We start from the raw sequence: 26516 nt of genomic DNA on the forward strand, positions 1-26516 counted from the left end.
CGCGCATCGATCATGAATTTGAATCGACGTCACTTTGTCATCGCTGCTCTCGCCAGCCTGGCGGCGCTTAACCGCGCCGCCGCTGCCGAGCGGTGGAAAAGGCTGCCTGCGACACCGCCGCCGGTTGCGGGGCGCAGCGCGCGAGCGCAGGTGAACGGCATCAGCCTCTATTACGTCGAACTCGGCGAAGGAAGCCCGGTGGTCTTTCTCCATGGCGGGCTTTCCAACTCCGATTATTTCGGCCTGCAGGTGCCGGAGGTCGCGCGCCGGCATCGCGTCATCCTCGTCGACAGCCGCGGCCATGGCCGCAGCACGCGCAACGCGCAGCCGTTCGGATATGACCTGATGACCGATGATGTCGTCGCGCTGCTCGATCATCTGCAGATTCCGCGCGCCGCGATCGTCGGCTGGAGCGACGGCGCCATCATCGGATTGGACATGGCGATGCGCCATCCCGATCGGGTCAGTCGGGTGTTTGCGTTCGGCGCCAACACCCAGACGTCAGGCCTGAAGCCTGACGTCGACAAGGACCCGACCTTCGCGCAGTTCATCGCACGCGCAAAGACCGAGTATGAGCGCCTCTCGCCGACACCTGGGGAATTCGACCAGTTCCTGCACCAGATCGAGAAGATGTGGGAGACCCAGCCGAACTGGACCGACGATCAGTTGCGCGCGATCCGCGCCCCCGTGCTGATTGCGGACGGCCAGTATGACGAGGGCATCAAGCGCGAGCACACCGAATACATGGCCGCGACCATTCCGGGCGCCGGCCTGCTCATCCTTCCCAATGTCAGCCACTTCGCCTTCCTGCAGGATCCCGTGCTGTTCAACGCGGCGCTGCTAGATTTCCTGGAAGGCTAGCGGCCGGTTGCTTCACCTCTCCCCGCTTGCGGGAGAGGTCGACGCGCGAAGCGCGGCGGGTGAGGGTTCTCTCCCCACGGAAAGTCCCATCGTGGAGACACCCTCACCCCGGCCCTCTCCCGCAAGCGGGAGAGGGAGCGCAGCCTCCATCGCGGAGGCAACGCCGTTCCCTGGGGAATTGGGGTTGGATCACATCCCGAAATTGGCTACTAGTTTGGCGCCGAGACGTTCGGACTTTCGGGGACGGAAATGACCTATTGCTGCGGAATCCTGGTGCGCGACGGCCTCGTCATGATCGCCGACACCCGCACCAATGCCGGTCTCGACAATGTCTCGACCTTTCGCAAATTGCACATCTTCGCCCAGCCCGGCGAGCGGATCATGGCGGTCGCGAGCGCCGGCAATCTCGCCATCAGCCAGTCGGTGCTGTCGACGCTGACGGAGGGTATGGAAGATCCTGAAACCGGCGAGGTCGAGACGCTCCTGAACGCGCCGACCATGTTCCAGGCCGCGCAGCGCATCGGCCGCGCCATCCGCGCAGTGCACGCAACCGAAGGCGAGGCGCTGAGGTCGGAAGACGTCTCTTTCGACGTCTCGTTCCTGTTCGGCGGCCAGATCAAGGGCTCGCGGATGCGGCTGTTCATGATCTACACCGCCGGCAACTTCATCGAATGCACCACCGATACGCCGTATTTGCAGATCGGCGAGCACAAATACGGCAAGCCGGTGCTCGACCGCGCCATGCATTACGACGTCGAGCTCTATGAGGCGCTGAAGACCGGATTGATCTCGATGGATTCGACGATGCGCTCCAACCTCGGCGTCGGCCTGCCGATCGACGTGCTTGTGGTGCGCAACGATGCCTGCGAGGCCGACCTCAATCATCGGATCGAGGCGGGCGAACCCTATTTCCACGATCTCCGCTCGCGCTGGTCGGCGGCGCTCCGCGCGGCGCATCAGAACATCCCGAGACCGCCGTACAAGACCGAAACCGAATCCAAGAAACAATAAGGAAGGAAACGATGGCCGAAGCAGGAAAGAGAATAGCCGTGGTCACAGGCGCCGGCACCGGCGTCGGACGCGCCGCATCGCTGGCGCTGATCAATGCCGGCTTCACCGTGGTGCTCGTCGGCCGGCGGCTGGACATGCTGCAGGAGACGCAGAAGCTCGGCGGCGATGCCAGCAAGAGCCTGTGTGTGCAGGCCGACATGACCGATCCCGACTCGATCGCGGCCCTGTTCGCCAAGGTGACAGACAGCTATGGCCGGCTCGACCTGCTCTTCAACAATGCCGGCATGGGCGCGCCGCCGGTGAATTTCGAGGATTTGCCGCTGGCGCAGTGGCAGGCGGTGGTGAACACCAACCTCACCGGCCCGTTCCTGTGCACCCAGCACGCCTTCCGCATCATGAAGGACCAGACCCCGCGCGGCGGGCGCATCATCAACAACGGCTCGATCTCGGCACACGCGCCGCGGCCGTTCTCCGCCGCCTACACCGCGACCAAGCACGCGATCACCGGCCTGACCAAGGCGTCCAACCTCGACGGCCGCATGTACGACATCGCGGTCGGCCAGATCGACATCGGCAATGCCGCGACACCAATGACCGACCGCATGGTCGACGGCGTGCTGCAGCCCGACGGCCGCAAGATGCCGGAGCCGCGGATGGACGCGAAGGCCGTCGGTGATGCGGTGGCCTATATGGCGAACCTGCCGCTGGACGCCAACGTGCTGTTCATGACGGTGATGGCCAGCAAGATGCCGTTTGTGGGACGGGGTTAGACACCCCACTCACCGTCGTTGCGAGCCAACGGGTCGCGCGAATGCGCGCCCGATGACAGGCTCCGCGAAGCAATCCACCTCTCCGCCTGCGGAGACAGTGGATTGCTTCGTCGCTTTGCTCCTCGCAATGACGGTGGCGGAAGCAGCGCCCACAGAAACCACATCCACAAGACGAAGTTCACCGCACCTGAACGGAGCGGCATTGCACTTGCAGATCGTGCTGCCATAATCGTTCGGGAGACCTGTGAATGTTACAACTGCAATCGGCGTTCGGCGTGGTGGCGCTGCTTCTGATCGCCTGGGCTTTCAGCGAGAAGCGCAGCGCGGTGTCGATCCGGCAGGCGATCGTCGGCCTCATCGTGACGCTGGTCACTGCGCTGGCCCTGATCAAGGTGCCGCTGGTGGCATCGGCTTTCGGCGCCATCAACGAGGCCGTCGGCGTCATCGCCGCCGCCTCGCGTGCCGGCACCTCCTTCGTGTTCGGCTATGTCGGCGGCGCGCCGCTCCCGTTCGATGTCAAGGCGCCGGGCGCTGATTTCATCCTCGCCTTCCAGGCGCTGCCGATCGTGCTGGTCATGAGCGTGCTGACCACGCTGCTGTTCTATTGGCGCGTGCTGCCGCCGATCGTGCGCGGCATGGCCGGGCTGCTCGAACGGACGCTCGGCGTCGGCGGCGCGGTCGGGCTCTCCACCGCCGCCAATATCTTCCTCGGCATGGTGGAAGCGCCGCTGTTCATCCGGCCCTATCTGGCGCAGCTCACCCGCGCCGAACTGTTCCTGGTGATGACGGGCGGCATGGCCGGGATCGCCGGCACCGTGCTGGTGCTCTACGCCACCCTGCTGGCGCCGCTGATCCCCGATGCGGCGGCGCATTTCGTCATTGCCTCGGTGCTAGGGGCGCCGGCGGCGATCCTGGTGAGCCTGATCATGGTGCCGGAGACATCAGGCGGGCGCACCGGCGGCGCGCTCGACGATCGCAGCGATCCCGAGATGCAGGCGTCCTCGACGATGGATGCCATCGTCAAGGGCACCGCGGCCGGGCTTGAACTGTTGCTCAACATCGTCGCGATGCTGCTCGTGTTGGTGGCGCTGGTCTATCTCGTCAACGCGATGCTCGGGATCCTGCCGGACATCGGCGGCGCCAAGATTTCTCTGCAGCGTCTGCTCGGCTATATCATGGCCCCGGTGTGCTGGCTGATGGGCCTGCCGTGGTCGCAAGCCATCACTGCGGGCAGCCTGATGGGGACCAAGACCGTGCTGAACGAATTGATCGCCTATGTCGATCTGTCGAAGCTTCCCACCGACGCGCTGGATGCGCGCTCGCGCCTGATCATGCTCTATGCGATGTGCGGCTTCGCTAATTTCGCCAGCCTCGGCATCATGATCGGCGGCCTCAACACGATGGCGCCGACGCGGCGCGAGGAGATCAATTCGCTCGGGCTGAAGTCGATCGTATCGGGCACGCTAACAACCTGCCTGATGGGCGCGATCGTGGGGCTGTTGACGTAGCCGCTCCGTCATTCCGGGGCGTCCGAAGGACGAGCCCGGAATCCAACGGGCCGCGGACACAAGCGGAAGAATGGATTCCGGGTTCGCGCTGCGCGCCCCGGAATGACGGCGGTGGTTATGTCGTCAACTCTACCGTCTTGAACTCGGCGGGCAGGATGATCTCGAGCAGTTCGACATCATCCGAATAGTCGAGGATCATGTGCTTGATCTTCGGCGGCTGGGTCCAGGCGCTGCCTTGCTGCATCAGAGTCTCGCCCTGCCCTTCCATGTAGGTCTTCACCCAGCCCTTGAGCACATAGACCATCTGGAATTGCACGTCGTGATAATGCAGTTTCGAGACCTCTTCCGGATTGCACGGCCCGACCAGCCGGATCACATGCGCCTGCGCAAGCCCGTGCGTGGCGTCGGCAAAGCCGAGATCGCGATATTGCGCATAAGCGCGCAGCCCGTCGGCCTTGAAGTCTTCTTCGCGATGATGGCTCACCGCAATGCGTTGCTTCGGCTGCGCCTTATGTGCCGCCTTGGATACGCGGCCCTTGGACTTGATCGCCTTGCGGGCGGTGGATTTGGCGGCGGTCTTGTGGCCCGTCCATTTCTTCCGGACCGCCGTCTTGGCCGCGGGTCTTGATGTCACCTTCTTAGCCATGGCCTGCCTCCCTGTTGCAGGCGTCCGCGACGCGGACGCGTCCAGGGAACGTTACCACCGTTCCGCCCGGCAGCAATTGGTCTTGGCGCCTCAGTGCAAGCGGAAGACGCCGTCGACGGCACGCAGCTCCGCCGGCTTGATCAGCTTGGAATGCGCAACGGTCACCGAGTGCAGCGGCCCCTCGAGCTGCTCCTGCCAGAAGGCGAGGAAATCCTGCAGCGCAGGGAATTTCGGGAAGAGGTCGTAATTCTGCCAGACGTAGGTCTGCAGCAGTGAAGGATGGTCCGGCATTCGGTAGAGGATCTGTGCCGTCGTCAGCCCATAACCCAGCATCTGCTTCCGGAAATCGTCGGAAGCAACCCCACCAACCCGCGAGACCATATGCCAACCTCCGTTTTTTCGAAGGAGCGCATTCACGGGATGGCCTGCTAGCCGAGCCACCCCCGCGGAGATGCGCTCACATGAGGGAATTGTGACGCATAGGGCCAACTCATCACAAGCCCAAATGTTTAGGTGGCTGTTGAAAAATCGTGCATTAGCAGCAACTTAGCGCATCTGCTAATGCAGGTCTCGCCGTCGCTCGCTGCCCAGGTTAATGATGATAAACGATATTGGCAGGCGGCGATTTCGAGTGCCAATTTTTCTGCTACAAACCCTTGCTCCCACACAAAGTCTGGCCTATCTCCATCGCGGCTGGCTTGGCACTCGCCAAGACAGACTGCTAACGCTCCAGAATTCTACAGCATCCAGAATAGCTTAGGAGGACTGCATGAGTTTCCGTCCGCTTCACGACCGCGTCGTGGTCAAGCGCATCGACGCCGAAGAGAAGACCGCTGGCGGCATCATCATTCCAGACACTGCCAAGGAAAAGCCCTCCCAGGGCGAAGTCGTCGCCGTCGGCCCGGGTGGCCGCGACGAGGCCGGCAAGCTGATCCCGATCGACCTCAAGGTTGGCGATCGCGTGCTGTTCGGCAAGTGGTCCGGCACCGAAGTCAAGATCGACGGCCAGGAGCTGTTGATCATGAAGGAAAGCGACATCATGGGCGTCCTCGACGTCCCCGCTTCCAAGAAGAAGGCGGCCTAAGGCCCTCCCTCCCAGGATAAATCCCTCAAGGAAAAACTCACATGGCAGCTAAAGAAGTCAAATTCTCCGTCGAGGCGCGCGACAAGATGCTGCGCGGCGTCGACATCCTCGCCAATGCGGTGAAGGTCACCCTCGGTCCGAAGGGCCGCAACGTCGTGCTCGACAAGTCGTTCGGCGCTCCCCGCATCACGAAGGACGGCGTCACCGTCGCCAAGGAGATCGAGCTCGACGACAAGTTCGAGAACATGGGCGCCCAGATGGTGCGCGAAGTCGCCTCCAAGTCCGCTGACGCGGCCGGCGACGGCACCACCACCGCCACCGTGCTGGCCCAGGCGATCGTGAAGGAAGGCGCCAAGTCGGTCGCCGCCGGCATGAACCCGATGGACCTGAAGCGCGGCATCGACCTCGCGGTCGAGGCTGTGGTTGCGGACCTGCAGAAGAACTCCAAGAAGGTCACCTCCAACGACGAGATCGCCCAGGTCGGCACCATCTCCGCCAACGGCGACGCCGAGATCGGCAAGTTCCTCTCCGACGCCATGAAGAAGGTCGGCAATGAGGGCGTGATCACGGTCGAGGAAGCCAAGTCGCTGGAGACCGAGCTCGACGTCGTCGAGGGCATGCAGTTCGACCGTGGCTACATCTCGCCCTACTTCGTCACCAACGCCGACAAGATGCGCGTTGAGATGGACGACGCCTACATCCTCATCAACGAGAAGAAGCTCTCCTCGCTGAACGAGCTGCTGCCGCTGCTCGAGGCCGTGGTGCAGACCGGCAAGCCGCTGGTCATCGTCGCCGAAGACGTCGAAGGCGAAGCCCTCGCCACCCTGGTCGTCAACCGCCTCCGTGGCGGCCTGAAGGTCGCAGCCGTCAAGGCTCCGGGCTTCGGCGATCGCCGCAAGGCCATGCTGCAGGATATCGCGATCCTGACCGGCGGCCAGGCGATCTCGGAAGATCTCGGCATCAAGCTCGAGAACGTCACGCTGCAGATGCTCGGTCGCGCCAAGAAGGTGATGATCGACAAGGAGAACACCACGATCGTCAACGGCGCCGGCAAGAAGGCCGACATCGAGGCGCGCGTGGCGCAGATCAAGGCGCAGATCGAGGAGACCACCTCGGACTACGACCGTGAGAAGCTGCAGGAGCGTCTGGCCAAGCTCGCGGGCGGCGTCGCGGTGATCCGCGTCGGCGGCGCGACCGAGATCGAGGTGAAGGAGCGCAAGGATCGCGTTGATGACGCGATGCACGCGACCCGCGCGGCTGTGGAAGAAGGCATCGTTCCGGGCGGCGGCGTCGCCCTGCTCCGTGCTTCCGAGCAGCTCAAGGGCATCCGCACCAAGAACGACGACCAGAAGACCGGCGTCGAGATCGTGCGCAAGGCGCTGTCGGCTCCGGCCCGCCAGATCGCGATCAACGCTGGTGAAGACGGTTCGGTCATCGTCGGCAAGATCCTCGAGAACAAGACCTACGCTTACGGCTTCGACTCGCAGACCGGCGAATATGCCGACCTCGTCAAGAAGGGCATCATCGACCCGACCAAGGTGGTGCGCGCCGCGATCCAGAACGCAGCCTCCGTGGCGGCACTCTTGATCACCACCGAGGCGATGGTCGCCGAGCTGCCCAAGAAGGGCGGCGCCGGCCCCGCAATGCCTCCGGGCGGCGGCATGGGCGGCATGGACTTCTGAGCAGTCCTCGCTTCAGAGCGATCCACGAAACGCAAAACCCCGGCAGCAATGCCGGGGTTTTTGTTTTGCGGGATATCTCTCCACGCGTGGACTCATTTCGGCGGCTGCAGTTCGACATCGTAGCGCGCGTAGATTCGCGCGAGTGTGCCGTCGGCCAGCAAGGCCTCCAGCGCAGCGTCGATGCCTTGTCGCAGCTTCTCGTCCGGACTGAGTATCCCGACGGCGACATTCCAGTTCAGGTCCGGCTCGTCCTCGAAGGCAGGGATGCGGCGGACGCGTGCGTCGGGATGGGTGTGGTTGAACCAGCCGATGGTGGCGGGCGTGACCGCCGCGGCATCGATCTCACCTTTGGCGAGAGCTTCCATGATGTCATCCTCGAACGCAAACGGCGACGCCTTGACCCCTCGCTTGCCGAGCATCATGGACACGATCGAGCCGACCTGCACGCCGACCCGCTGCTCCGATCCCAACTCCGCCAGTGACGCCGCGGTAGAGTTCGGTCCCACCGCCAGCACGACGCCGCTGCGCTGATAGGGCCGCGACATGCGTAAGCCCACCTCTGCCAGCACCGCGCGGTCGGCGATCGCATCGAGGATGACGTCGCAATCGGCGCGGCGATACTGAAAGCTGTTGATGACCCAGTGCTGCTCCAGCGAGACCTCGAGCCGCTTCGCCAGCTCCCTGGCGATTTCGACCTGGAATCCCGGAACGTCGCCCTGCCTGCTGGCAAACGGCAGCGCGTTGGGATGCGCACAGAGCGTGAGCGCACCGCGCTGCCGGATCGCGTCAAGCGGGCGCGCCGCGGCGTCGGCGGCGCCGCACAAGGCCAGCAGGCTCGCGAGAACGACCAATCGCATTGCCGGCATCACTCCTCGAGCGCCCGGATATAGGCCACGATCGCCATGATCTGGCTCTCCGAAAAGGCGCCGCCGAAGGCCGGCATGGCGCCGGGCTTGCCTTTCCTGATCCGCTCCGCGAGGAAGTCGTCGTCACGTTTCGTTCCGGCGAGCTTCGGTCCCCTGCCGGCGGAGCGGCCTCCGTTCTGGTGGCAAAAGCCGCATGAGGTCGCGAACATTACCCTGCCCTCGATGTCGCTCTCCTTGGCCGACTGATCCTGGTTAGGCGCCTGGCTTTGCTGCGCGCAGACGCCCAAAGGCCACAGCGACGGCAACAACAGCGCAATGCCAATGGCGAGAATGATTGACTTCGACATTCGCATCAGGATTGCAGCGGCGGGATGCAACAGCATCCCACCGCCTCCCCGTCGTTATTGTTGTTACTTCAGCGTAAAGACGACGAGCGCGCCGGCATCCTTCGGCATGCTCTTGTAGGGTTCGCCGAACAGGGCCGGAAATTCATCGGCCACCATGCCGCCCCATCCGGCCGGCACCGCGATGTACTGCTTGCCGCCGGCGGTGTAGCTGATGATGCCGCCATTATGGCCGACGCCATTATAATGCGACCACAATTCCGACCCGGTCTCGGCATTGTAGGCGTGCAGCACGCCGCGCGAGTCCGGCACGAACACCAGGTTGCCGCCGGTTGCGAGCACACTGGCGAGCGGCGGCTCGCTGAAGGTGACTTCCCATTTCTTGTCGCCGGTGACGGGATCGCGGGCACTGAGATGTCCGCGCGCCGGCCCGTCCGGCGGCGGGACCAGCTTGAAGTTGGCGCCGATGTTGAGCTGCGCCATCGGCTCGGTGATCGGCGTGGTCTTCACCACGTCCACGTCCATGCACCATTCCTGTCCGAGCTTGTACCAGAGGCCGGTCTTCGGGTTGTAGGAGCCCGCGTTCCAGCTAATGCCACCGGCGATCGCCGGGCAGAGCGGCGAGCTCGTCTGGCCAAGCGACAGGTCGCGCCGACCAATCAGTTCGCCGGTCTTTGGGTCGATATCCTTCACGAAGTTGATGTTCTTCGCGAGCCGCCACACGTTCTGCACTTTCCCATTGGTGCGATCGTAGACAAAGACGAAGCCGCCCTTGTTCGGATGCACGACGAGCTTGCGACCGTCGCGGTCGATCATCAGGAATTCACCGACCGCCGAATCGAAATCCCAGGCGTCGTGCGGCAGCTCCTGGTGATAGAACTTCAGCTTTCCGGTATCGGGATCGAGCGCGATGACCGAGGTGGTGTAGAGGTTGGTGCCGGGCCGCGGCCCGCTCTTCTGCCAATCCGCGCCCGACCAGTCATACAGCGGTGCGGGGTTCGCCGTGCCCCACCAGATCGTGTTGCTCTCCTGATCGTAGCCGCCCGGCATCCAGGCGCCACCTCCGCCGGTGCGCCAGGACTCATTGCCCCAGGTCGCCTTGGCGTCCTCGGTGCCGGCGACGGTGAAGAACTCCCATTTCTTCTGGCCGGTCTTGATATCGAGGCCGAACAGCGGCCCGCGCGAGGTCCACTCGCCGCCCTGGCTGCCGATGATGACGGTGTCCTTCACCACCAGCGGCGCGCCCGTGAAGCCCACGGTGAGCTTCTTGGAATCGACCAGCTTGGTGTCCCACGCTGGCTTACCGGTTTTCATATCAAGCGCGATGAGACGGCCGTCGACGGTGCCGACCAGCACCTTGCCATCGCCGAGCGCGACGCCACGGTTGTACGGCGAGTGCGTTTGCATCGCCACCAGTTGTTCGTCGAGCTCGGGGAAATACGACCAGATCAGCTTGCCGGTCGCGCCATCAAGCGCGTAGACGCGGCTGTAGGAGCCCGAATAGTACAGCACGCCGTCAGCAGCGAGCGGCATCGACTGCAGGCCGCGCGTCGAGCGACCCGGCATGTGGATCCACGCGACCTGAAGATTCTTGACGTTATCAGCGTTGATCTGATCGAGCGCACTGTAGTGATACGACTTGTAGCCGCCATGGTAGGTCAGCCAATCGTTCGGCGTCTGCTCGGCCGCCTGCAGGCGCGCCGGATCGATCGCCAATGCGGGTGACGCAACAGCCACAGCGGCCAGCGCGAATGCCGCACCGCACGTAAGGTACTTGATACCGATTGCCATTGGATTCCTCCCCTTTGATTTTTGGTTTTCATTGATCTCTGCAGCTAATACGCGGCGGTGAATTTTGCCGATCCGCTCGCCGCTTGCTTCTTGCAGCGGTCTCCTCCTCCCTCTTGCTATTGCCGATTGGTCATGTTGCCGATTTGTCGCCGCGGCGTGCTAGCTCTAATTTTCGGCGAGATATCCGTTACGCGTGCGCGTCAACAACACTCAGGAGCCCGGTCATACGCCAGCGCGCCTCTCAACGCTTATCTCAAGCCTTGCGCGTCCAGATACGGTCGCGACATATCTGTCCTGCGCGAGCCACTCGCGCAAAGGCTATTGTTCACCGCAATCTTCGCGAAATCCTGTGGAGGCGATCTTGTTCCTCCTCTCTATCCCTGGTTGATCAGACCATTCGCTAAGCGACAATGTCGAAGTGCACCCATGGATGGAAAACAGCCTAGATTTCTCTCCGGAACTGTCAAGCTTCAACACGGCCTCTAAGAGACTGGAAGATTCGGTTCATCGAGGAGAAGAATCCCGAATGGATCGATCTTTACCCGGAAATTGCGAGCTGAATTCTCGGATAAATGGATTCCGGGCTCGCGCTACGCGCGCCCCGGAATGACGCGGGGATGGGCTTGCACCTCACTCACGCACCAGCGCGTCACTGCACCTTCGCCAGCACCGCGAGCCGGCGGATGCCCTTGTTCCGGTACGCATCCAGGAACGCATAGTAGTTCTTGAACGAGACGCAGCCGTTGGAATCGCCGTTGGGCCCGAGCATGTAGGTATGCGCGAGCAGGCCGGAGCGGCCGTAGATCTTGTCCTCGCCGCCGATCGGGGTCAGGCGCAGTGCGGGCACGCCGTGAAACAGCGCTTCGCGGGGCTTGAGCTCGTAGATGTGCGGCGGCGTCACGCCCTGCATGCGAACGTGCGCATAGCGGACGTCGTCGATCTTGGAGCCGAGGCCGGAATGCGCCTCGAGCCTGGTACCGTCAGGCAGATACACCGTCGCGGCGGAGATGTCGTAGACCGCGGTCTGGCGGTCATAGGGCGGCGAGCCGCCGTTCATCGGGTTCTGGCTCAGCGTCGAGGGAATGCTGGCGGTGACATTGGCATCGGCAGATGCGAACGACAGCAGCGAGCCTGAAGACTCGCGCTTGCCCCAGAGCTTTTCGACGATCGACTGCTTCTCGCCTGAGGCGATCGACATCACCGCCGCCTTGGCGCGTGCCGCCATGTCGCGGACGCCGGACGATTTTGCCGCGGGCTTGGTGTCAACCGGCGCGGCCGGCGTGTTGAGCGCGACCTGCAATGAGGTCGCCGCTTCCTTCTTCGCCGCTTCAACCCCCTTCGGCGCAGCACCTGACTTGGCTTCGGCGAGTTTGGCTGCGGCGGCCGGCTTCGACGCTTCCGCAACCTTCGGCGCTTCGGCGGGCGGCGCGGCCTCGGCCGCCCGTGACTCCACGCCCTCCGGAGCGGCGGCCGCAAACCTTTCGTTAAACATAATCGAAGCCGAGCTTGGCTCAGGCTTCGACAAGGTCGGCGGCGGTGGCGGCAGCGACGCGAACACGTCGTTGAAGGATGGCGTCGGACGCGCGGCGACCGCAGCCTCCCGGTTCACTGCGGGCGTCTCATAGGAGGCACCACCCATCGTGGGATAGACGTTCGCCGCGAAGATATTGGTGTAGACGGTCCAGGCGCAGCCGACGACGAGCGCCGCGACTGCGGCGCTGCCGATGAAATGGTGAGGGAGGACTTTCCGGGAAGATTTTTTGCGGGAGGGCGCCGCAAAGCCAAACGCACCGATACTCGTACTCATTCGCCTTGCGTCCAGAACAGTTCCACTTCTTCCTCGTGTGAGAGTGCGGGACAAGTTTCGCCGGAGCATCTCGCAGAGGCGCGGAGCGTCATTAAGGCGACTTTTAGTTAAATGCGGATTAAACGCGGGCAGATCTGAGGCGTGAGGAACGGCGGGGAATTTCCTTGTGAATTACCCCGGAATCTTGCGGAAATAAGGCAGGATTTATCTATGTCCCAAAGCGGGATTCGACGGCCCAAGTCGCTGCCCAAGTCGCTGCCCAAAGTCGCTCGCTTCTAAGTCCCGCGCTCAGTAACTCAACTTCGGATACCAGTCCGTGCCGCGGCCTTCTGGCGTGGTGTCGAGGATGGTCCAGAGCGGATCGATGTCGGGCGCGCCGCGCGGGTCCTGGCCCGGGTCGGACATCTTCGATCCCATCTCGCCCGACCAGAAATGGCGGATGGTGCCGTCGCGCCGCGTGAAGACATTGTAGCCGGGCGCATCGGCATCATCAGCGCTGACGTAATCGCGCGTGTAGTCGCCGGACATATCCGAGAAGATCCTGTGCTGCGTCCAGCCGCGCGCCTGCTTCGCCGCGACCAGCCGCTCGATCGGCGAGCGCGCCACGAACACGAAGGCGGTGCGCTGCTCGACATCGGGCAGCTTGGCCTCCCAGGTCCCCATGAATGAGGTGCACATCGGGCACGGCTTCTCACGCTGCGGCCCGAACATGTAGCTGTAGATTACGAGCGTCTGCTTGTCGCCGAACAACTCCGGAAAGCCGACCTTGCCGCGCTCGCCGACGAACTCGTAAGCCTTCGTCACCTCGCCGCCCGGCGGCAAGGCCCGGCGCAGCGCGGCGACACGCTCGATCTGGCGGCGCAACTCGATCTCCTCGACGAGCAGCGCCTGCCGCGCCTGGCGATATTCCGCGCTCTCATTCGGCTGGCGCGTGGTGTTGGTTGCGGCAAGCTCGGCGGCGGGTTTGAGGATGGAACTGGTCATGACGGAACCTCGCTGGTTGGCGATATCTTCTAGAAGACGTTCCTGGAGGCGCGAAGACGACGTGCGGGCTGAAGTTTTTTCGACCCGCCGCTAACTCACAATCGTCATACGCGGGCTGGACCCCCGTATCCATCGATCTTCAAAGAACTCTTGAAATGATGGATTGCCGGGTCAAGCCCGGCAATGACGGGGCCAGCTCTACTGCAGTTCCGGCGGCGGCGAGCGATCGAAGACGTCGCCCTTCGGTCCCTCCAGAACATACAGCGCGTAGCTCTCGATCACGAGCGGGCCGCGCTTGCGCTGCACCTCGGCGATCCTCTCCACATGGGAGAACATCTCCTTCAGGAACGGCGGATCCTCGGGCCTGATTTCATGGACATAGAGCAGCTTTCCGGCAAGCTCCGCCGCGCTCGGCTCTGATGCGTTGACCCAACGGTATCGCTGGGTCTGCTGCGCGACGCACGTGCCCTTCGGCAGATAGAAGACGAGCCAGCTCGTGGTGCCGTAATCCGGCGCCAGCACGCAGGTCGCGCCAGTACGTGCGCGCGCCGCTTCGATTTCCGCCGCCGTCTCGCGCCAGCCGACGCCGACGCTGCGCACGGTGGCATCGCGGCGATAGAGCGAGAGCACGCCGGTGTTGGCCTGCACGATCAGCAGCACGAACATCACGATCCCGGTCCGCGCCGCCCAGCGGCGGCAGAAATCGGCAAGCCGCTGCCAGCGTCCCTCCCACGGCACCATCGTCGCCGCTACCGCGGTCGCGACCATGAAGGGCGGATAGACCGGTGCGAACCAGTTGGCTTCGACGCGCGCATGCAGCGAGTGCCAGATGAAATAGACCACGATGATCCAGAACATCAGATTGACGAGCAGGCGCGAGGCGAAGGCGCCCGTGCGGCGGAACGCGAGCGCGTGCAGCCCCATCGCACCGAGGATGAAGACGAGCGGCGTCGCGAACGCGATCTGGGTCGGGATCAGTTCACCGATGAAGGCCAGCCTGAAATCCTCGATGCGCGCCCGCCCCATCTGCTTGATGAAGGAGACCCAGTGGTGGTCGGCGTTCCAGAGGATGACCGGCGCGAACATCAACAGCGCGAGAAGGCCGCCGAGGTAGAGCCAGGGCGACAAGAACCAGCGCCGCAGCTTCGGCACCACGGCGAGCCAGATCAGGATCGCCGGGCCGAAGAACAGCGCGGTGTATTTTGACAGCAGCGCAGCGCCGGCAGCGGCGCCGACCGCAAGCCACCATGCGCCCTGCCCCGTCTCCAGCACCTTGGCGAGCGCGAACAACAAGAGGCTTGCGGAAACCAGAAGCGGCGCATCCGGCGTCACGATCATAGTGCCGACCGCGGCCAGCAAGGTGGCGTTGAGCAGGATCGCCGCGCTAGCCGCCACACGCTTGCCGCCGAACAGGATCTCGGCCGAGCGATAGACCGCCCAGCTCATCGGCAGCGCCAGCAGGATCGAGACCAGCCGCACGCCGAGTTCGGTATCGCCGGCAATCAGCGTGCCGGCGCGGATCACCAGCGCAACCATCGGCGGATGGTCGTAGTAGCCGCCGGCGAGACTCTTCGACCACATCCAGTAATAGGCTTCGTCGAAGGTGATCGGCGTAAGAGCAGCGGCGAGCAGCCGCAACAGGACGAGCCCGACGACGGTTACGACGGTCGTGCGGACGAGACTCGTCTCGTTCGGATTCATGTCCCAATCATCGCTTGCGCCAGACGAACAGTCCGGACATCGCGTAGTTCCAGACCACGCCCATCAGCGCGCCGGCCGCGCCCGCAAGCCACCAGATCGGCTCCTGGTCATAGACCGAGAAGGCGACGCCGACATTGGCGAGCAGGCCGACGCTGCAGACGAGGTAGAACAGCAACAGGCCGCGCAGGATCGCAAAGCCCTTCAGCCGCTGGTCGCGATAGGTCAGGAAATTGTTGAGGACGAAGTTGCTGGTCATCGCGACGATCGCGCCGGTTGCCTGCGCTTCAGGAAACGGCGCGCCGAATACTTCCAGCGCAACGTATAACGCGGCAAGATGCACGAGCAGGCCGAGCGAGCCGACCAGGCCGAACAGCACGAAGCGGAGCGAGATGACGTCATGCGTCAGCTTCGCGAGCACGAGGCCGAGGAAATCCAGCGCGACCATGGAATCGAGCTTGCTCTCGCCATGCTGCCGCGAGCCGAACGTATAGGGAATCTCCACCGCACGCAGCTTGCCCTGGGCGGTGGCGACGACGTCGAGCAGGATCTTGAAGCCTTGGGTCGAAAGGTCTGGCGCCAGCTCCTCGAAGCGGTCGCGGCGGATCGCGAAGAAGCCGCTCATGGGATCGGCGATATCGACCCGCAGCAAACGGCGCGCGATCTCGGTGGCGAAAGCGCTGGCGCCGGCGCGCTGCTTGTTGAACCCCTCGGCGCGGTAGCCCTCGATATAGCGGCTGCCGACCACGAGATCGGCCTTCCCGCTCCGCAGCAGCTCGACCATCTTCGGCAGTTGGGTCTCGTCATGCTGCAAGTCGGCGTCCATCACCACGGCATAGGGGGCGCTGGAGGCGAGGATGCCCTCGATGCAGGCGCCCGACAGCCCGCGCCGTCCGACCCGGCGGAGGCAGCGCACGCGGGAATCCTGCCGCGCCAGGCCGCGCACCACCTCCCAGGTTCCATCAGGGGAATTGTCGTCGACGAAAACGACCTCCCAGGGGATACCGGCGAGCGTCGTCTCCAACCGCCGGTACAGGACGGTGACGTTGTCACGCTCGTTGAAGGTGGGGACGACAACCGAAACAAGTGGCAAACCAACGGCCTGCGACGGGATTTCGGGGCCCGGTTTGATGGCGTCATTCATGGCGGCCAAGCGTATATCCGCGCCGCCAAGCCGCGGGAAGCCCTAAACGCCGGCTGGAATGCGGGAAAACGGGCCTGGGCACGCCCAAAAATGCCAACGACCACGAACAACAGGCGCGCGTACATCCGGCGCTGCCGTGCTATTACGTGGTCGTCCCAGCGCCAGAGCCCTTGCAGGCTGCGACGGCGCCGTTGTCACCTAGATAGGAACCGCTATGCGTTTCCGCAAGGGCTCCTAGGGCGCTTACGCTAGTTCGGCACCTCCCGGATCACCGGCCCCCTCGGGGCCGGCTCGGCCGGTGCCGGTTGCGCCGCAGCCGGGGGCTGCTCCGCGGGCGGCTTAGGGGGCTTGCCCATCTGCCCGATCGGCCCATACACGACCGCCGCCCCCAACACGATGACGGCGACGATGGCGCCCAACAGGCCCCCGACCGATTGCGATGTCATACCCGATTGTCCCAGCAACTGGAGCGCGATCGCCCGACCGCGCCATGGCGGTTCCTGATATCATGAAAGAGGCCGGTCGAGGAATAGGCCGCCTATTTCGCCGCCGCCTTGCGTCGGACGAAAGCGGTGATGATGTCCTTTTGCGCAAGCTCGATGGCGCGGTTGGCGGTGGCCAGATGCGCGCTCGCGTCCTGGTTCGGGAATTGCTCGGTGAGGAAGCCGATCAGCGAGGCCCGGAAGTTCTGCCGCTCCGAGGGACACGCGCTCGCCATCAGGGAAGCGAACTCCTGGTCCGACATGGTCTTGTTACTGTCGCGGGGATATTCGCGGGCAAGGCAATTCCAGTAGGCGTCGCGGCCGATCACGGCGAGCTTGTGCGCATCGTCGAGATCGTCGTCGGCGATCGCGGCCGAGGATATCAGAACCAGAAGGGCCGCGATCATCATGCGCATTGTTGTTCTCCTTTTCGGGTATCCTAGCGCGAACGGCCTGGATCGATAAGCGTGGAAAGCTTGCCGCTGGCCAACTGGCCAATCACGATTTATTTGACTACTCTTGGATGGTCCCCTCCTCACGATGAGTTCTTCTCGTGGCCAAAGCCCCAAAGAAAACTGCAGGCAGCATCTATATCGGCATCGGCGGCTGGACCTTCGAGCCGTGGCGCGGCGTGTTCTATCCGGAAAAGCTCGCGCAATCGAAGGAGCTGTCCTATGCCGCATCGAAGCTGACCTCGATAGAGATCAACGGCACCTATTACGGCTCGCAGAAGCCGGAGAGTTTCCGCAAATGGGCCAGCGAAGTCCCTGATGGATTCGTGTTCTCCGTGAAGGGCCCGCGCTTTGCGACCAACCGCCGCGTGCTGGCGGAGGCCGGCGATTCCATCAAGCGCTTCTATGATTCCGGTGTGCTGGAACTCGGCGACCGGCTCGGGCCGGTGCTCTGGCAATTCGCGCCGACCAAGAAATTCGATGGCGCCGATTTCGGCAAATTCCTCGAGCTGTTGCCGCGCAAGCTCGACGGCCGCGCGCTGCGCCATGTGGTCGAAGTCAGGCACGACAGTTTCTGCGTGCCCGAATTCGTCGCGCTGATCCGCGAGTTCGAGACGCCGGTCGTATTCGCCGAGCACGGCAAATATCCGGCGATTGCCGACGTCGCGAGCGACTTCGTCTATGCGCGACTGCAGAAGGGCAATGACGAGATCAAGACCTGTTATCCTCCGAAGCAGCTCGACGCGTGGGCCAAGCGGTTCGAGGAATGGGCCGGCGGCGGCGATCCGGACGACCTGCCGCATGTCGAGAAGACAAAACCTAAGAAGGCGCCGCGCGATGTGTTCGCCTATGTGATCCACGAAGGCAAAGTGCGGGCGCCGGCCGGCGCGATGGAATTGATCGAACGCGTGAAGTGATCGGGACGCCGGATGGCCAGGGCCAAGAAGCTCTTCACGATCGGCTACGAGCAGACACCGCCCAAAGCGGTGCTCGATGAGCTCGAGCATGCCGGCGTGAAGCTTCTGGTCGATGTCCGTGCGGTCACCTCATCCCGCCGGCCAGGCTTCTCCAAGAAGCAGCTTGCGGCGGCGCTCGACGAGCGCGGCATCGCCTACGTCCATCTCGCAGCGCTCGGCACCCCCAAGGAGGGACGCCTTGCCGCGCGCAGCGGCCAGCACCAGCTTCTCCGCACGATCTACGGAAAGCACCTGAAGACGTCGCAGGCAAAAGAAGAGCTCGACGAATTGTCGTCGCTGGTGAAGAAGGCCGGACCGGTGTGCCTCATGTGCTATGAGCGCGACCACACGCATTGCCACCGCCAGATGATCGCCGAGATCATCGAGGACCGCGACGGCGTGAAGGTGGAGAATTTGGCGGCGCCGCAGGTGTAGGCCGCCTCCCCCGTCATGGCCGGGCTTGTCCCGCCCATCCACGTCTCTCCTCTCGCGACCAAGAACGTGGATGCCCGGGTCAAGCCCGGGCATGACGGCAGAGCGTGGATTATCCCTCCCCCTCCAACTCCAACGTCCCCTCCATCATCTTCACGCAGCCGCCGCCGACATGCACGGACGCCACCGTGCCGCCCTGCTTGCGGACACGGGTGAGCAACAGGCTCGGCCGGCGCATGTCGACGCCCTGGCCGATGCCCAATCTCAATTCACCGTCACGCGTCTCGTCGAGATCGGCAAGGAATGCAGCGGCGGCCGCGGTCGCGCTGCCGGTGGCAGGGTCCTCGGAGAGGCCACTCGAGCCCGGATGGAACATGCGCGCCTGCAGGTCGAGCGGCTGCTCGCTTGCGGGCACGTCGCGCGTGTAGAAATAGACAGCATCCGAACCGTCGCAGGGAAACGTCCGCGCGAAGGCCCCAGCATCCGGACGTGCCCGCTTCAGCGCATCGCGCGAGGCGAGCTCGACCATCAGGAACGGCAGGCCGACCGAGACGATCTGCGGTGGATGCCGGTCCGTCTTCACGTCACTCGCCGAAAGCGACAGGCAGGCCGCGGCCTGTTCGACATCAACGCGCGACAGCCGCTGCAGCGGTTGCGGCGCGGTGAGCTCGGCGCCCGTGACCCTGCCCTGCTCGCTCAGGATCTCGACCGGCACAAGCCCCGCCTTCTCCTCGAACCGCAGCCGCGCCGGCGGCTTGGCCGCGAGCGTCGCCAGCACGAAGGCGGTGCCGACATTGGGATGACCGGCGAACGGGATTTCGGATCGCACCGTGAAGATGCGGACCTGCGCGTCGTTCGCGCTGTCCCGCGGCGGCAGCACGAAGGTCGTCTCGGAATAGTTGAACTCGGTCGCGATCGCCTGCATCTGCGCGGTCGACAGCCCGGCGGCATCGAGCACCACGGCAAGCGGATTGCCGCCGAACGCGCTGTTGGTGAAGACATCAACGGTGATGTAGCGACGCTGCATGAAATCCTCCTATCCCAGTTGCCACACCGCAACCGGCTTCTCGTAGCCGCGGATCGGCACCTCGCCGCGCGGCACTGCATCGCCAGCCGCCTCGCCGATCGCCTCGCGCACTTCGGACGAGATCAGGAACTGCGAGTTGAGCTCCTTGTTGAGCGCCTCCAGCCGCGCAGCAAAATTCACGGTGTCGCCGATCACGGTATATTCCTTGCGCCGGGGCGAGCCGATATTGCCGGCGACGACCTCGCCGATATGGATGGCGATGCCGATGCGCAGCGGCCAGCTCGTGGTCGCGTTGAAGTGCTCGTTGGCGAGCAGCATCTCGCGTGCCGCGGCCACCGCCTGATGCGCCGCGTCCTCGGCTTCGAGCGGCGCGCCGAACAGCGCGAGGAAACCGTCCCCCAGGAACTTGTTCACGATGCCGCCGTGGCGATCGAGGATATCGACCAGCATGGCAAAGGCACGGTCGAGCCGCTCGACCACTTCCTGCGGCGAGCGCGTCCGCGCACCCGCGGTGAAGCTGCGGAAGTCGACGAACATCACCGCGACGCGGCGGATATCGCTGTCGGTCGAGGCGCCCTCCGTCATCAATCGTTCGACCACCTGCGGCGAGACGTGCTGGCCGAACAGGTCGGTGATGCGGTCGCGCGCCGTCGCCGCCGCGATGCTGGCTTCGAACTGCCGCCGCAACTGCATGCCGACCGCGCCCGCCAGCATGCCGCAGATCAGCACGATGAAGCTGCGCGCCGCATGATAGTAGAGGTTCGGCTCGGCATCGGGATGAAAGAACATCGCCAGATAGAACAACTGAGCTGCGGCAACGAACCCGGTGAAGGTCGAGAGCCAGAAATCCAGTCGCAGCGTCGAGAGGATGATAAAGATGAAATAGAGAAACGGCGCAGCGAATCCGAGCGCAGCGACCGATCCCATGCTGTCGATATGGAGCGCCAGCGCGACCGTGGGCAACGAGGTCTCGATCAGCGCGCCGATGTAGCGCCGCACCACGGGCAGGTCGCGCCCTCTGCGCATATGTCGGGTGATCGCACCATGCACCCACAATTCGAACAGGATGAACGGCACAGTGATGTAAAAGAGAAATGATACCCTGAGATTGCCGTGCCAGACGCGGCTTACGGCCTCGGGCGCAAAGAAGTCGATGCCCAAACCGATGACACCCAGCAGCACCGCTGTCCCGATCAGCGCCTTGATCCGGAGCAGCTCGGTCGTCATCACCTCGCGCATCAATATCTGGTGGAATTCGGCCGATAGAGCCGAATCTTGCGCGTCTTGTCTCCTGCTCCAGAAACCGGTCATGCTCTTGCCCCGACGTCGGGCGACTATAGCCTCAATCGAGCGTGCGACGGAAGCGTGTCACGGCGATCGTCATCGCCACCAGCATCAGGACAATGAGTGCAATCGTGTCGTATTGCAGGTTGGCCAGGCCGGCGCCCTTCAGCATGATGGCGCGGACGATGCGGACGTAATGGGTCAGCGGCAGGCCTTCGCCGAGATATTGCGCCCATAGCGGCATGCCCGCGAACGGAAACATGAAGCCGGAGAGCAGGATGCTCGGCAGGAAGAACATCATCGAGAGCTGCATCGCCTGCAACTGGTTCTGCACGATGGTGGAGAACGTATAGCCGATCGACAGGTTGGTGGTGATGAATAGCGTGGTCAGCGCCGCCAGGAGCAGCACACTGCCGAGAATCGGCACCCCGAACAGCAGCACGCCGATGCCGACGATCAGTGACGCCTGGATGAAGCCGACAATGACATAAGGAATGATCTTGCCGAACATCACCTCCACCGGCTTGATCGGCATCGACAAGAGGCTCTCCATGGTGCCGCGCTCGATCTCGCGCGTCACCGAGAGCGCTGTGAAGATCAGCATGGTCATGGTCAGGATGGTGCCGACCAGGCCGGGCACGATATTGAGCCGCGACTCGGCGGCGGGGTTGTAGCGGGCGTGCGTCCTGATCTCGAACGGCATGTCCGGGGGATCGCCGACGTGCAGATCGTGCTCCAGCGCCGTCTGCACCAGGGCGCCGAGCGCACCGAGCGCCGCGCTTGAGGCGATCGGATCGGTGGCATCGGCCGCGACCAGCAGCGCCGGCTTGTCGCCGCGCCTGACCGCGCGCTCGAAGCCGCGCGGGATCTCGACACCGAACAGCACCTTGCCGGATTTCAGGAGGTCGTCGAACTCGGCGACATCGTGCACCTCCCGGCTGAAGCGGAAATAGGCGGTGTTCTCCATCGCCTTCAGGATCGAGCGCCCGAGATCGCTGTCCTCCTGGATCAACACCGCCGTCGGCAGATGCCGAGGCGTGGTGTTGATGGCGTAGCCGAACAGCAAAAGCTGCATCACCGGGATCATCACGATCATGGCGAAGGAGACGCGGTCGCGGCGGAGCTGGATGAATTCCTTCACCAGCATCGCATAGCTGCGCCGCCAGAAGCCGAAGGCCGGCTCCCTCGTCTCAACAGCAGGATGGATCGCCTCTATCGCGCTCATTGGAAATTGTCCCTGGCGCGGCCCATGAGATCGATGAAGACGTCTTCGAGCGACGGCTCGCTGTCCTGCCAGTGCCAACGCGGATCGTCACGATAGGACGCAACGGTCGTGTCCAGTGCCGCCTTGTCGCGGCCGGACACATGCAGGCTGGTGCCGAACGGCGCCACCATGTCGATGCCGCCCTTGCCGGCGAGCTCGGCGGTAAGAACGTTGAGATCGTCGCCGGTCACCGTATATGTCGAGAGCGCCGAGCCCGCGATCACCTCTTCCACTGTCCCATGCGCCAACAGATGGCCATAGGCGATGTAGGCGATCTCATGGCAGCGCTCGGCCTCGTCCATGTAGTGCGTGGAGACCAGCACGGTCAGGCCTTCGGCCGCGAGCGCGTGGATCTCGTTCCAGAAATCGCGCCGCGCCTTGGGGTCGACGCCGGCGGTCGGCTCGTCCAGCAGCAGAAGTTTCGGATTGGGCAGCGTGCAAGCGCCGAGGGCAAGCCGCTGCTTCCAGCCGCCGGAGAGATTGCCGGCAAGCTGCTCCTCCCGGCCCCTCAAGCCGATGCGCCCGATCATCTCGCGCGCCGCACTACGTGCGTCAGGCATGCCGTAGAGCCGCGCGACGAATTCCAGATTCTCGCGCACCGAAAGGTCCTGGTATAGGCTGAAGCGCTGGGTCATGTAGCCGACCAGGCGCTTGATGCGGTCGGCATCGCGGCGGATATCGTAACCGAGGCAGGTGCCATTGCCGCTGTCGGGCGTGAGCAGGCCGCAGAGCATGCGGATGGTCGTGGTCTTGCCGCTGCCGTTCGGCCCCAGGAAGCCGTAGATCGTGCCGCGCCTGACCTGCATCGACAGATCATGCACGACCTCGCGGCCGCCGAACGATTTGGTCAGGCCATGGACATCGATAGCGATCTCAGGCGTATGGTTCGCGACCGTGCTCATCGCCGATCCGCCACCGGCGTCTTCGGATTGAGATAGACGCTGATCGGCTGCCCGACGCGCAAGGCATCGGGCCGGCTCGGCCGTGCCTGGATCAAGTAGACCAGCTTGTTGCGCTCATCGAGGCTGTAGATCACCGGCGGTGTATATTCCGCCGTGGTCGCGATGAAGTAGATCTTGGCGGTGAGATCGGCGGCGCAATTGTCGCAGACGACGCGCACCTGGTCGCCGATCGAGAGCTTCGGCAGTTCGGCCTCGGGCACGAAGAAGCGCAGCTTCATGTTGCCCGGCGGCATGATCGAGAGCACCGGCCGCTGCGCCGCCACCATCTCGCCCTCGCGGAAATAGATCTGCTGGATGGTGCCGGCGACCGGCGCAAAGCCCTTGCGCCGCGCCAGCCGCGTCTCCGACGTGTTGACCTTGGCTTCGGCCACGCGCAGCGCCGAGACCGCGGCATCAAGATTGGCCTGCGTGCCTGCGCCGGTTCCTCTCAGCGAAGCGGCGCGGTCATAGGTCTGCTGCGCATTGGCAAGCGTGGCCTTGTTCTGGTTGAGATCGGCCTGCTGCAGATCGTCGTCGACGGAGTAAAGGAGGTCGCCGACCTTCACCTCGTCGCCTTCGCGCACGTTGAGCTTTACCACGCGGCCGGCTTCATCCGGGCTGACAAAGATCATGTCGGCCTCGACCCACCCCTGGAAGCCGGGATCGCGCCGCTCCTGGCAGCCGGCCAGCGCCGCCGCCAGCGCGACCATCGCCAGAATCTTTGCGAGGCGCGACGAAGTCATGTCGTCCTCCGCTCGCCGAAGATCAGATCGAGATGGACGCGAAACATCTCGATCGCATCCAGTGGCGAATGCCGGCTGAACAGGCTCTGCCAGATCACCGCGATCAGTGCCGGCGCAATCATGATCTGCGGATAGCGCGCCAATTCCTTGTTGCGGATCTCGCCGCGCGTGATCGCAAGATCGATCAAGGCGCGCATGCCGGCCATCCCGCGCGAGACCACTTCGCGGAAATAAAAGTCGGCGATTTCCGGAAAGCGCGGCCCCTCGCTGACGATCAGGCGCACGATGTCGCCGCGCGATGTCGAAGCGACCTCCCGGATGAACATTTGCGCAAAGCCCTCCACCGCCTCGCGCACCGATCCGCTCAGCGGCGCCGGCGATGCCATGCGGTCGATCAGCGGCACCAGCGCGGTCCGGATCAATTCCTCGAACATCGATTCCTTGTCCTTGAAATGCAGATAGATCGTGCCCTTGGCGACGCCGGCGCGCTTGGCGATATCGTCGAGCCGGGTCGCGGCAAAGCCGCGCGCGACGAACTCTTCCATCGCCGCCTCCACGATCGCAGCCCGCCGCTCCGCCGCGCGCTCGGCGCGGTTCGCCCCGCTACCCGCGATCTTCGGCGAGACCACTTTTGACACCTTGGCGCGCGCCGCCCTGCTGGCGGTCCGGCGCGCCTTGGGCGGAGCGGATGGTTTGGGGCGCTGCTTCATGCTCAAATAATGACTGACTGGTCAGTCATTGTCAAGAATGCGGAACGCTCCTCGTCATTCCGGGATGCGCCGAAGGCGAGGCCCGGAATCCATTCTTCCGCTTGCTCCCGCGGTCTGATGGATTCCGGGCTCGCGCTGCGCGCGCCGCGGAATGACAAGGATGGGACTTAGGCGAAATCCAGCACCATGCGGCCGTCGATCTTGCCGGACTTCATCCGGTCGAAGATGTCGTTGATCTTCTCCAGCGGCACCTTGGTGATCTCGGCGTGCACCTTGCCGTCGGTGGCGAAGGCGATGGCTTCGTCGAGATCGCGGCGGGTACCGACGATCGAGCCGCGCACGGTGATGCGCTTCAAGACGACGTCGAAGATCGGCGTCGGGAATTCGCCGGGCGGAAGGCCGACGAGGCTGACCGTGCCCTTGCGCCGGACCATCCCCAGCGCCTGCGCGAACGCAGCCGTCGACACCGCCGTCACCAGTACGCCGTGCGCCCCTCCCCCGGTCGATGCCAGCACCTTCTCCACCGCCCTGTCAGACAGCGCGTTGACGGCGAGATCGGCGCCGGTGGTGCGAGCTAGCTCCAGCTTGTCCTCGGCGATGTCGACCGCGGCAACCTTGAGCCCCATCGCCTTGGCATACTGGATCGCGACATGGCCGAGGCCGCCGACGCCGGAGATGACGACCCACTCGCCGGGCCGCGCTTCGGTCTCCTTCAGTCCCTTGTAGGTCGTGACACCAGCGCACAGGATCGGCGCCACCTTTGCGAAATCGACATTAGCCGGCAATCGCGCGGCGAAGGCGGCCGATGCGATGACATATTCGGCAAAGCCGCCGTTCACGCTGTAGCCGGTGTTGTGCTGGTGCTCGCACAGGGTTTCCCAACCGGTCTCGCAATATTCGCAGCGCATGCAGGCATCGTGCAGCCAGGCGACGCCGACGGCGTCACCGACCTTCAGATTGGTCACGCCGGGGCCGAGCGCGGCGACGATGCCGGCAGCTTCATGGCCGGGAATGAACGGCGGAACCGGCTTCACCGGCCAGTCACCGGACGCGGCGTGAAGATCGGTGTGACACACGCCGCAGGCTTTCACCTTGACCAGAACTTCGCCCGGCCCCGGTTCCGGCACCGGCACATTCTCGATCTCGAGCGGCTTGCCAAAATTTCGGACAACAGCGGCTTTCATGGTCGGCATCTGTCTACTCCTTCGCTTTGGAAAGCAGACTAGCGGTGACCACCCTCTCGCCCTTTGATCGGTATCAAGGGGCGCGCCGAATGTGCGCGTGTGTCAGCGCGATGACAACTGCGACAAGTTGTAGCCCGGGTGGAACCAAGCGCAACCCGGGAAACTGTACCAGCGGCTCGAGCGCCCCCGGGTTACGCTGACGCTCCACCCGGGCTACGACGCTACAACGGCCACGCTAACCTTTGGCGTCGCAGGCCCAGGCGCGGATCACGCATTCCTTGCCGCCATATTCATAGCACTTGCGCGTGGCGGCGTTCAGCGAGCGCGAGATCTTCGGCTCCACGGCGTAGCCGTGGGCGCCGCAGGGATTCATCATGTCGATGGAGAGCGCAGCGCAGGCCCGTTTCATCGTGACGGTGGTGCAATCGCCCTTGCACTGCTTCAGCGCCGCGGCGCGCGCCTCTGCTTCGGCGGGATAGTCATAGGCCTGACCGTAGGCGCCGCATTTCCCAACGGCAAATGCGCCCGCCGCCCAGCTCTCGGTGATGAAACGCGTGAGTGCCAACAGCAACGTCAGCGCAAGAATGAACAGCGCGCGGCGTTGCGCGCGCCTCGTCGAGACAATCACTTTCCCCATCCCCCAGACAGCCGGCGGAACTCTAGCCGCCGGACGTTTCCACTTGGTGAACGGGAGGTTGAGAGGCACGCGAATCACTGGGCGTCGTCATTGCGAGCACAGCGAAGCAATCCATCTCACCACTTGTGGAGGCATGGATTGCTTCGCTTCGCTCGCAATGACGTGGAGAGAACGGAGACCTACACGCAGATGTCGTAGGGTGGGCAAA

General features: G+C 64.0%; 27 protein-coding genes. 8 read left to right on the plus strand and 19 right to left on the minus strand.

Translation table 11 applies throughout. From position 1 onward, the window contains the following. Nucleotides 1–12: 12 nt before the first annotated feature. The 4 genes from YY7_RS0129125 (at nucleotide 13) to YY7_RS0129140 (ending at nucleotide 4150) form a co-directional block, all read left to right on the plus strand. On the plus strand, nucleotides 13–861 hold the full coding sequence (locus tag YY7_RS0129125) for an alpha/beta fold hydrolase (RefSeq protein WP_080663897.1): 849 nt from the start codon (nucleotides 13–15) through the stop codon (nucleotides 859–861). 249 nt (nucleotides 862–1110) lie between these two features. After that, nucleotides 1111–1872, plus strand: coding sequence for a proteasome-type protease (locus YY7_RS0129130; RefSeq protein ID WP_028166309.1), 762 nt, complete (start codon nucleotides 1111–1113; stop codon nucleotides 1870–1872). Nucleotides 1873–1883: 11 nt separating this feature from the next. Continuing rightward, nucleotides 1884–2642 (plus strand): SDR family oxidoreductase, encoded by a 759-nt coding sequence (locus YY7_RS0129135; protein WP_028166310.1) that lies wholly within the window; start codon nucleotides 1884–1886, stop codon nucleotides 2640–2642. A 248-nt stretch (nucleotides 2643–2890) separates the two neighbouring features. Continuing rightward, complete coding sequence (locus tag YY7_RS0129140; RefSeq protein ID WP_028166311.1) at nucleotides 2891–4150, plus strand: NupC/NupG family nucleoside CNT transporter; 1260 nt, start codon at nucleotides 2891–2893, stop codon at nucleotides 4148–4150. A 115-nt stretch (nucleotides 4151–4265) separates the two neighbouring features. On the opposite strand, the gene YY7_RS0129145 is transcribed toward YY7_RS0129140, so the two are convergent. Together YY7_RS0129145 and YY7_RS0129150 are read right to left on the minus strand one after the other, a co-directional pair. Beyond that, nucleotides 4266–4796 carry a cupin domain-containing protein gene (locus tag YY7_RS0129145; RefSeq protein WP_028166312.1) on the minus strand — a complete coding sequence of 177 codons (531 nt, stop codon included), beginning with the start codon at nucleotides 4794–4796 and terminating at the stop codon, nucleotides 4266–4268. 90 nt (nucleotides 4797–4886) lie between these two features. Then, nucleotides 4887–5177, minus strand: coding sequence for an usg protein (locus YY7_RS0129150; RefSeq protein WP_028166313.1), 291 nt, complete (start codon nucleotides 5175–5177; stop codon nucleotides 4887–4889). Nucleotides 5178–5565: 388 nt separating this feature from the next. Between YY7_RS0129150 and groES the strand changes: the two genes are divergently transcribed. Together groES and groL are read left to right on the plus strand one after the other, a co-directional pair. Further along, the gene (gene groES / locus YY7_RS0129155; protein WP_028166314.1) at nucleotides 5566–5880 is read left to right on the plus strand and encodes a co-chaperone GroES; all 315 of its coding nucleotides are present in this window, start codon (nucleotides 5566–5568) and stop codon (nucleotides 5878–5880) included. 41 nt (nucleotides 5881–5921) lie between these two features. Next, nucleotides 5922–7562: a chaperonin GroEL gene (gene groL / locus YY7_RS0129160; protein WP_028166315.1), complete on the plus strand. Its 1641-nt coding sequence runs from the start codon at nucleotides 5922–5924 to the stop codon at nucleotides 7560–7562. 92 nt (nucleotides 7563–7654) lie between these two features. On the opposite strand, the gene YY7_RS0129165 is transcribed toward groL, so the two are convergent. The 9 genes from YY7_RS0129165 to YY7_RS0129205 form a co-directional block, all read right to left on the minus strand. Next, nucleotides 7655–8419, minus strand: coding sequence for a substrate-binding periplasmic protein (locus YY7_RS0129165; RefSeq protein ID WP_349642689.1), 765 nt, complete (start codon nucleotides 8417–8419; stop codon nucleotides 7655–7657). Nucleotides 8420–8427: 8 nt separating this feature from the next. Continuing rightward, nucleotides 8428–8811 (minus strand): c-type cytochrome, encoded by a 384-nt coding sequence (locus tag YY7_RS0129170; RefSeq protein ID WP_051396990.1) that lies wholly within the window; start codon nucleotides 8809–8811, stop codon nucleotides 8428–8430. 27 nt (nucleotides 8812–8838) lie between these two features. Then, nucleotides 8839–10563, minus strand: coding sequence for a pyrroloquinoline quinone-dependent dehydrogenase (locus YY7_RS0129175; protein WP_028166318.1), 1725 nt, complete (start codon nucleotides 10561–10563; stop codon nucleotides 8839–8841). A gap of 649 nt (nucleotides 10564–11212) precedes the next feature. Continuing rightward, entirely contained in the window at nucleotides 11213–12370 is a 1158-nt protein-coding gene (locus YY7_RS0129180) for a DUF2778 domain-containing protein (RefSeq protein ID WP_080663898.1), read from the minus strand. Nucleotides 12371–12658: 288 nt separating this feature from the next. Then, a complete protein-coding gene (locus YY7_RS0129185) occupies nucleotides 12659–13354 on the minus strand; it encodes a DUF899 family protein (protein ID WP_028166320.1) in 696 nt (231 codons plus the stop codon). 198 nt (nucleotides 13355–13552) lie between these two features. Beyond that, nucleotides 13553–15055, minus strand: coding sequence for a glycosyltransferase family 39 protein (locus YY7_RS0129190; protein ID WP_028166321.1), 1503 nt, complete (start codon nucleotides 15053–15055; stop codon nucleotides 13553–13555). 7 nt (nucleotides 15056–15062) lie between these two features. Then, a complete protein-coding gene (locus YY7_RS0129195) occupies nucleotides 15063–16196 on the minus strand; it encodes a glycosyltransferase (protein WP_028166322.1) in 1134 nt (377 codons plus the stop codon). 248 nt (nucleotides 16197–16444) lie between these two features. Beyond that, nucleotides 16445–16642 (minus strand): hypothetical protein, encoded by a 198-nt coding sequence (locus YY7_RS63550; protein WP_028166323.1) that lies wholly within the window; start codon nucleotides 16640–16642, stop codon nucleotides 16445–16447. 92 nt (nucleotides 16643–16734) lie between these two features. Further along, nucleotides 16735–17094 (minus strand): hypothetical protein, encoded by a 360-nt coding sequence (locus YY7_RS0129205; RefSeq protein ID WP_028166324.1) that lies wholly within the window; start codon nucleotides 17092–17094, stop codon nucleotides 16735–16737. 137 nt (nucleotides 17095–17231) lie between these two features. On the opposite strand from YY7_RS0129205, the gene YY7_RS0129210 reads away from it, so the two are divergent. Then, complete coding sequence (locus YY7_RS0129210; RefSeq protein WP_028166325.1) at nucleotides 17232–18047, plus strand: DUF72 domain-containing protein; 816 nt, start codon at nucleotides 17232–17234, stop codon at nucleotides 18045–18047. A 12-nt stretch (nucleotides 18048–18059) separates the two neighbouring features. Next, entirely contained in the window at nucleotides 18060–18521 is a 462-nt protein-coding gene (locus YY7_RS0129215; RefSeq protein WP_028166326.1) for a DUF488 domain-containing protein, read from the plus strand. A 109-nt stretch (nucleotides 18522–18630) separates the two neighbouring features. Here YY7_RS0129215 and YY7_RS0129220 read toward each other — a convergent pair whose 3' ends face one another. The 8 genes from YY7_RS0129220 to YY7_RS0129255 all read right to left on the minus strand — a co-directional run bounded on the left by YY7_RS0129220 (nucleotide 18631) and on the right by YY7_RS0129255 (nucleotide 26299). Beyond that, nucleotides 18631–19545 carry a PhzF family phenazine biosynthesis protein gene (locus YY7_RS0129220; protein ID WP_028166327.1) on the minus strand — a complete coding sequence of 305 codons (915 nt, stop codon included), beginning with the start codon at nucleotides 19543–19545 and terminating at the stop codon, nucleotides 18631–18633. 9 nt (nucleotides 19546–19554) lie between these two features. Further along, complete coding sequence (locus YY7_RS0129225; protein ID WP_028166328.1) at nucleotides 19555–20856, minus strand: adenylate/guanylate cyclase domain-containing protein; 1302 nt, start codon at nucleotides 20854–20856, stop codon at nucleotides 19555–19557. Nucleotides 20857–20887: 31 nt separating this feature from the next. Beyond that, nucleotides 20888–22054 carry an ABC transporter permease gene (locus YY7_RS0129230; RefSeq protein WP_028166329.1) on the minus strand — a complete coding sequence of 389 codons (1167 nt, stop codon included), beginning with the start codon at nucleotides 22052–22054 and terminating at the stop codon, nucleotides 20888–20890. Further along, nucleotides 22051–22995, minus strand: a complete 945-nt coding sequence (locus YY7_RS0129235; RefSeq protein WP_028166330.1) for an ABC transporter ATP-binding protein — start codon at nucleotides 22993–22995, stop codon at nucleotides 22051–22053. Before YY7_RS0129235 ends, YY7_RS0129230 begins: the two co-directional genes overlap by 4 nt. After that, nucleotides 22992–23777 carry an HlyD family secretion protein gene (locus YY7_RS0129240; protein WP_028166331.1) on the minus strand — a complete coding sequence of 262 codons (786 nt, stop codon included), beginning with the start codon at nucleotides 23775–23777 and terminating at the stop codon, nucleotides 22992–22994. Before YY7_RS0129240 ends, YY7_RS0129235 begins: the two co-directional genes overlap by 4 nt. Further along, nucleotides 23774–24487, minus strand: a complete 714-nt coding sequence (locus YY7_RS0129245; RefSeq protein WP_028166332.1) for a TetR/AcrR family transcriptional regulator — start codon at nucleotides 24485–24487, stop codon at nucleotides 23774–23776. The genes YY7_RS0129240 and YY7_RS0129245 overlap by 4 nt, the downstream gene beginning before the upstream one ends. A 167-nt stretch (nucleotides 24488–24654) precedes the next feature. Further along, nucleotides 24655–25680, minus strand: a complete 1026-nt coding sequence (gene adhP, locus YY7_RS0129250; RefSeq protein ID WP_028166333.1) for an alcohol dehydrogenase AdhP — start codon at nucleotides 25678–25680, stop codon at nucleotides 24655–24657. A 226-nt stretch (nucleotides 25681–25906) separates the two neighbouring features. Continuing rightward, nucleotides 25907–26299 (minus strand): DUF4189 domain-containing protein, encoded by a 393-nt coding sequence (locus YY7_RS0129255; RefSeq protein ID WP_028166334.1) that lies wholly within the window; start codon nucleotides 26297–26299, stop codon nucleotides 25907–25909. Between the last annotated feature and the right edge of the window lie 217 nt (nucleotides 26300–26516).

The organism is Bradyrhizobium elkanii WSM2783 (assembly GCF_000472865.1).
Taxonomy (GTDB): Bacteria; Pseudomonadota; Alphaproteobacteria; order Rhizobiales; family Xanthobacteraceae; genus Bradyrhizobium; species Bradyrhizobium elkanii_A.

What these genes read in the sequence shown, in the direction of transcription:
- YY7_RS0129125 (WP_080663897.1), top strand. Translation starts at nt 13, where the DNA reads ATGAATTTGAATCGACGTCACTTTGTCATCGCTGCTCTCGCCAGCCTG.
- YY7_RS0129130 (WP_028166309.1), top strand. Translation starts at nt 1,111, where the DNA reads ATGACCTATTGCTGCGGAATCCTGGTGCGCGACGGCCTCGTCATGATC.
- YY7_RS0129135 (WP_028166310.1), top strand. Translation starts at nt 1,884, where the DNA reads ATGGCCGAAGCAGGAAAGAGAATAGCCGTGGTCACAGGCGCCGGCACC.
- YY7_RS0129140 (WP_028166311.1), top strand. Translation starts at nt 2,891, where the DNA reads ATGTTACAACTGCAATCGGCGTTCGGCGTGGTGGCGCTGCTTCTGATC.
- YY7_RS0129145 (WP_028166312.1), bottom strand. Translation starts at nt 4,796, where the DNA reads ATGGCTAAGAAGGTGACATCAAGACCCGCGGCCAAGACGGCGGTCCGG.
- YY7_RS0129150 (WP_028166313.1), bottom strand. Translation starts at nt 5,177, where the DNA reads ATGGTCTCGCGGGTTGGTGGGGTTGCTTCCGACGATTTCCGGAAGCAG.
- groES (WP_028166314.1), top strand. Translation starts at nt 5,566, where the DNA reads ATGAGTTTCCGTCCGCTTCACGACCGCGTCGTGGTCAAGCGCATCGAC.
- groL (WP_028166315.1), top strand. Translation starts at nt 5,922, where the DNA reads ATGGCAGCTAAAGAAGTCAAATTCTCCGTCGAGGCGCGCGACAAGATG.
- YY7_RS0129165 (WP_349642689.1), bottom strand. Translation starts at nt 8,419, where the DNA reads ATGCGATTGGTCGTTCTCGCGAGCCTGCTGGCCTTGTGCGGCGCCGCC.
- YY7_RS0129170 (WP_051396990.1), bottom strand. Translation starts at nt 8,811, where the DNA reads ATGCTGTTGCATCCCGCCGCTGCAATCCTGATGCGAATGTCGAAGTCA.
- YY7_RS0129175 (WP_028166318.1), bottom strand. Translation starts at nt 10,563, where the DNA reads ATGGCAATCGGTATCAAGTACCTTACGTGCGGTGCGGCATTCGCGCTG.
- YY7_RS0129180 (WP_080663898.1), bottom strand. Translation starts at nt 12,370, where the DNA reads ATGAGTACGAGTATCGGTGCGTTTGGCTTTGCGGCGCCCTCCCGCAAA.
- YY7_RS0129185 (WP_028166320.1), bottom strand. Translation starts at nt 13,354, where the DNA reads ATGACCAGTTCCATCCTCAAACCCGCCGCCGAGCTTGCCGCAACCAAC.
- YY7_RS0129190 (WP_028166321.1), bottom strand. Translation starts at nt 15,055, where the DNA reads ATGAATCCGAACGAGACGAGTCTCGTCCGCACGACCGTCGTAACCGTC.
- YY7_RS0129195 (WP_028166322.1), bottom strand. Translation starts at nt 16,196, where the DNA reads ATGAATGACGCCATCAAACCGGGCCCCGAAATCCCGTCGCAGGCCGTT.
- YY7_RS63550 (WP_028166323.1), bottom strand. Translation starts at nt 16,642, where the DNA reads ATGACATCGCAATCGGTCGGGGGCCTGTTGGGCGCCATCGTCGCCGTC.
- YY7_RS0129205 (WP_028166324.1), bottom strand. Translation starts at nt 17,094, where the DNA reads ATGCGCATGATGATCGCGGCCCTTCTGGTTCTGATATCCTCGGCCGCG.
- YY7_RS0129215 (WP_028166326.1), top strand. Translation starts at nt 18,060, where the DNA reads ATGGCCAGGGCCAAGAAGCTCTTCACGATCGGCTACGAGCAGACACCG.
- YY7_RS0129220 (WP_028166327.1), bottom strand. Translation starts at nt 19,545, where the DNA reads ATGCAGCGTCGCTACATCACCGTTGATGTCTTCACCAACAGCGCGTTC.
- YY7_RS0129225 (WP_028166328.1), bottom strand. Translation starts at nt 20,856, where the DNA reads ATGACCGGTTTCTGGAGCAGGAGACAAGACGCGCAAGATTCGGCTCTA.
- YY7_RS0129230 (WP_028166329.1), bottom strand. Translation starts at nt 22,054, where the DNA reads ATGAGCGCGATAGAGGCGATCCATCCTGCTGTTGAGACGAGGGAGCCG.
- YY7_RS0129235 (WP_028166330.1), bottom strand. Translation starts at nt 22,995, where the DNA reads ATGAGCACGGTCGCGAACCATACGCCTGAGATCGCTATCGATGTCCAT.
- YY7_RS0129240 (WP_028166331.1), bottom strand. Translation starts at nt 23,777, where the DNA reads ATGACTTCGTCGCGCCTCGCAAAGATTCTGGCGATGGTCGCGCTGGCG.
- YY7_RS0129245 (WP_028166332.1), bottom strand. Translation starts at nt 24,487, where the DNA reads ATGAAGCAGCGCCCCAAACCATCCGCTCCGCCCAAGGCGCGCCGGACC.
- adhP (WP_028166333.1), bottom strand. Translation starts at nt 25,680, where the DNA reads ATGCCGACCATGAAAGCCGCTGTTGTCCGAAATTTTGGCAAGCCGCTC.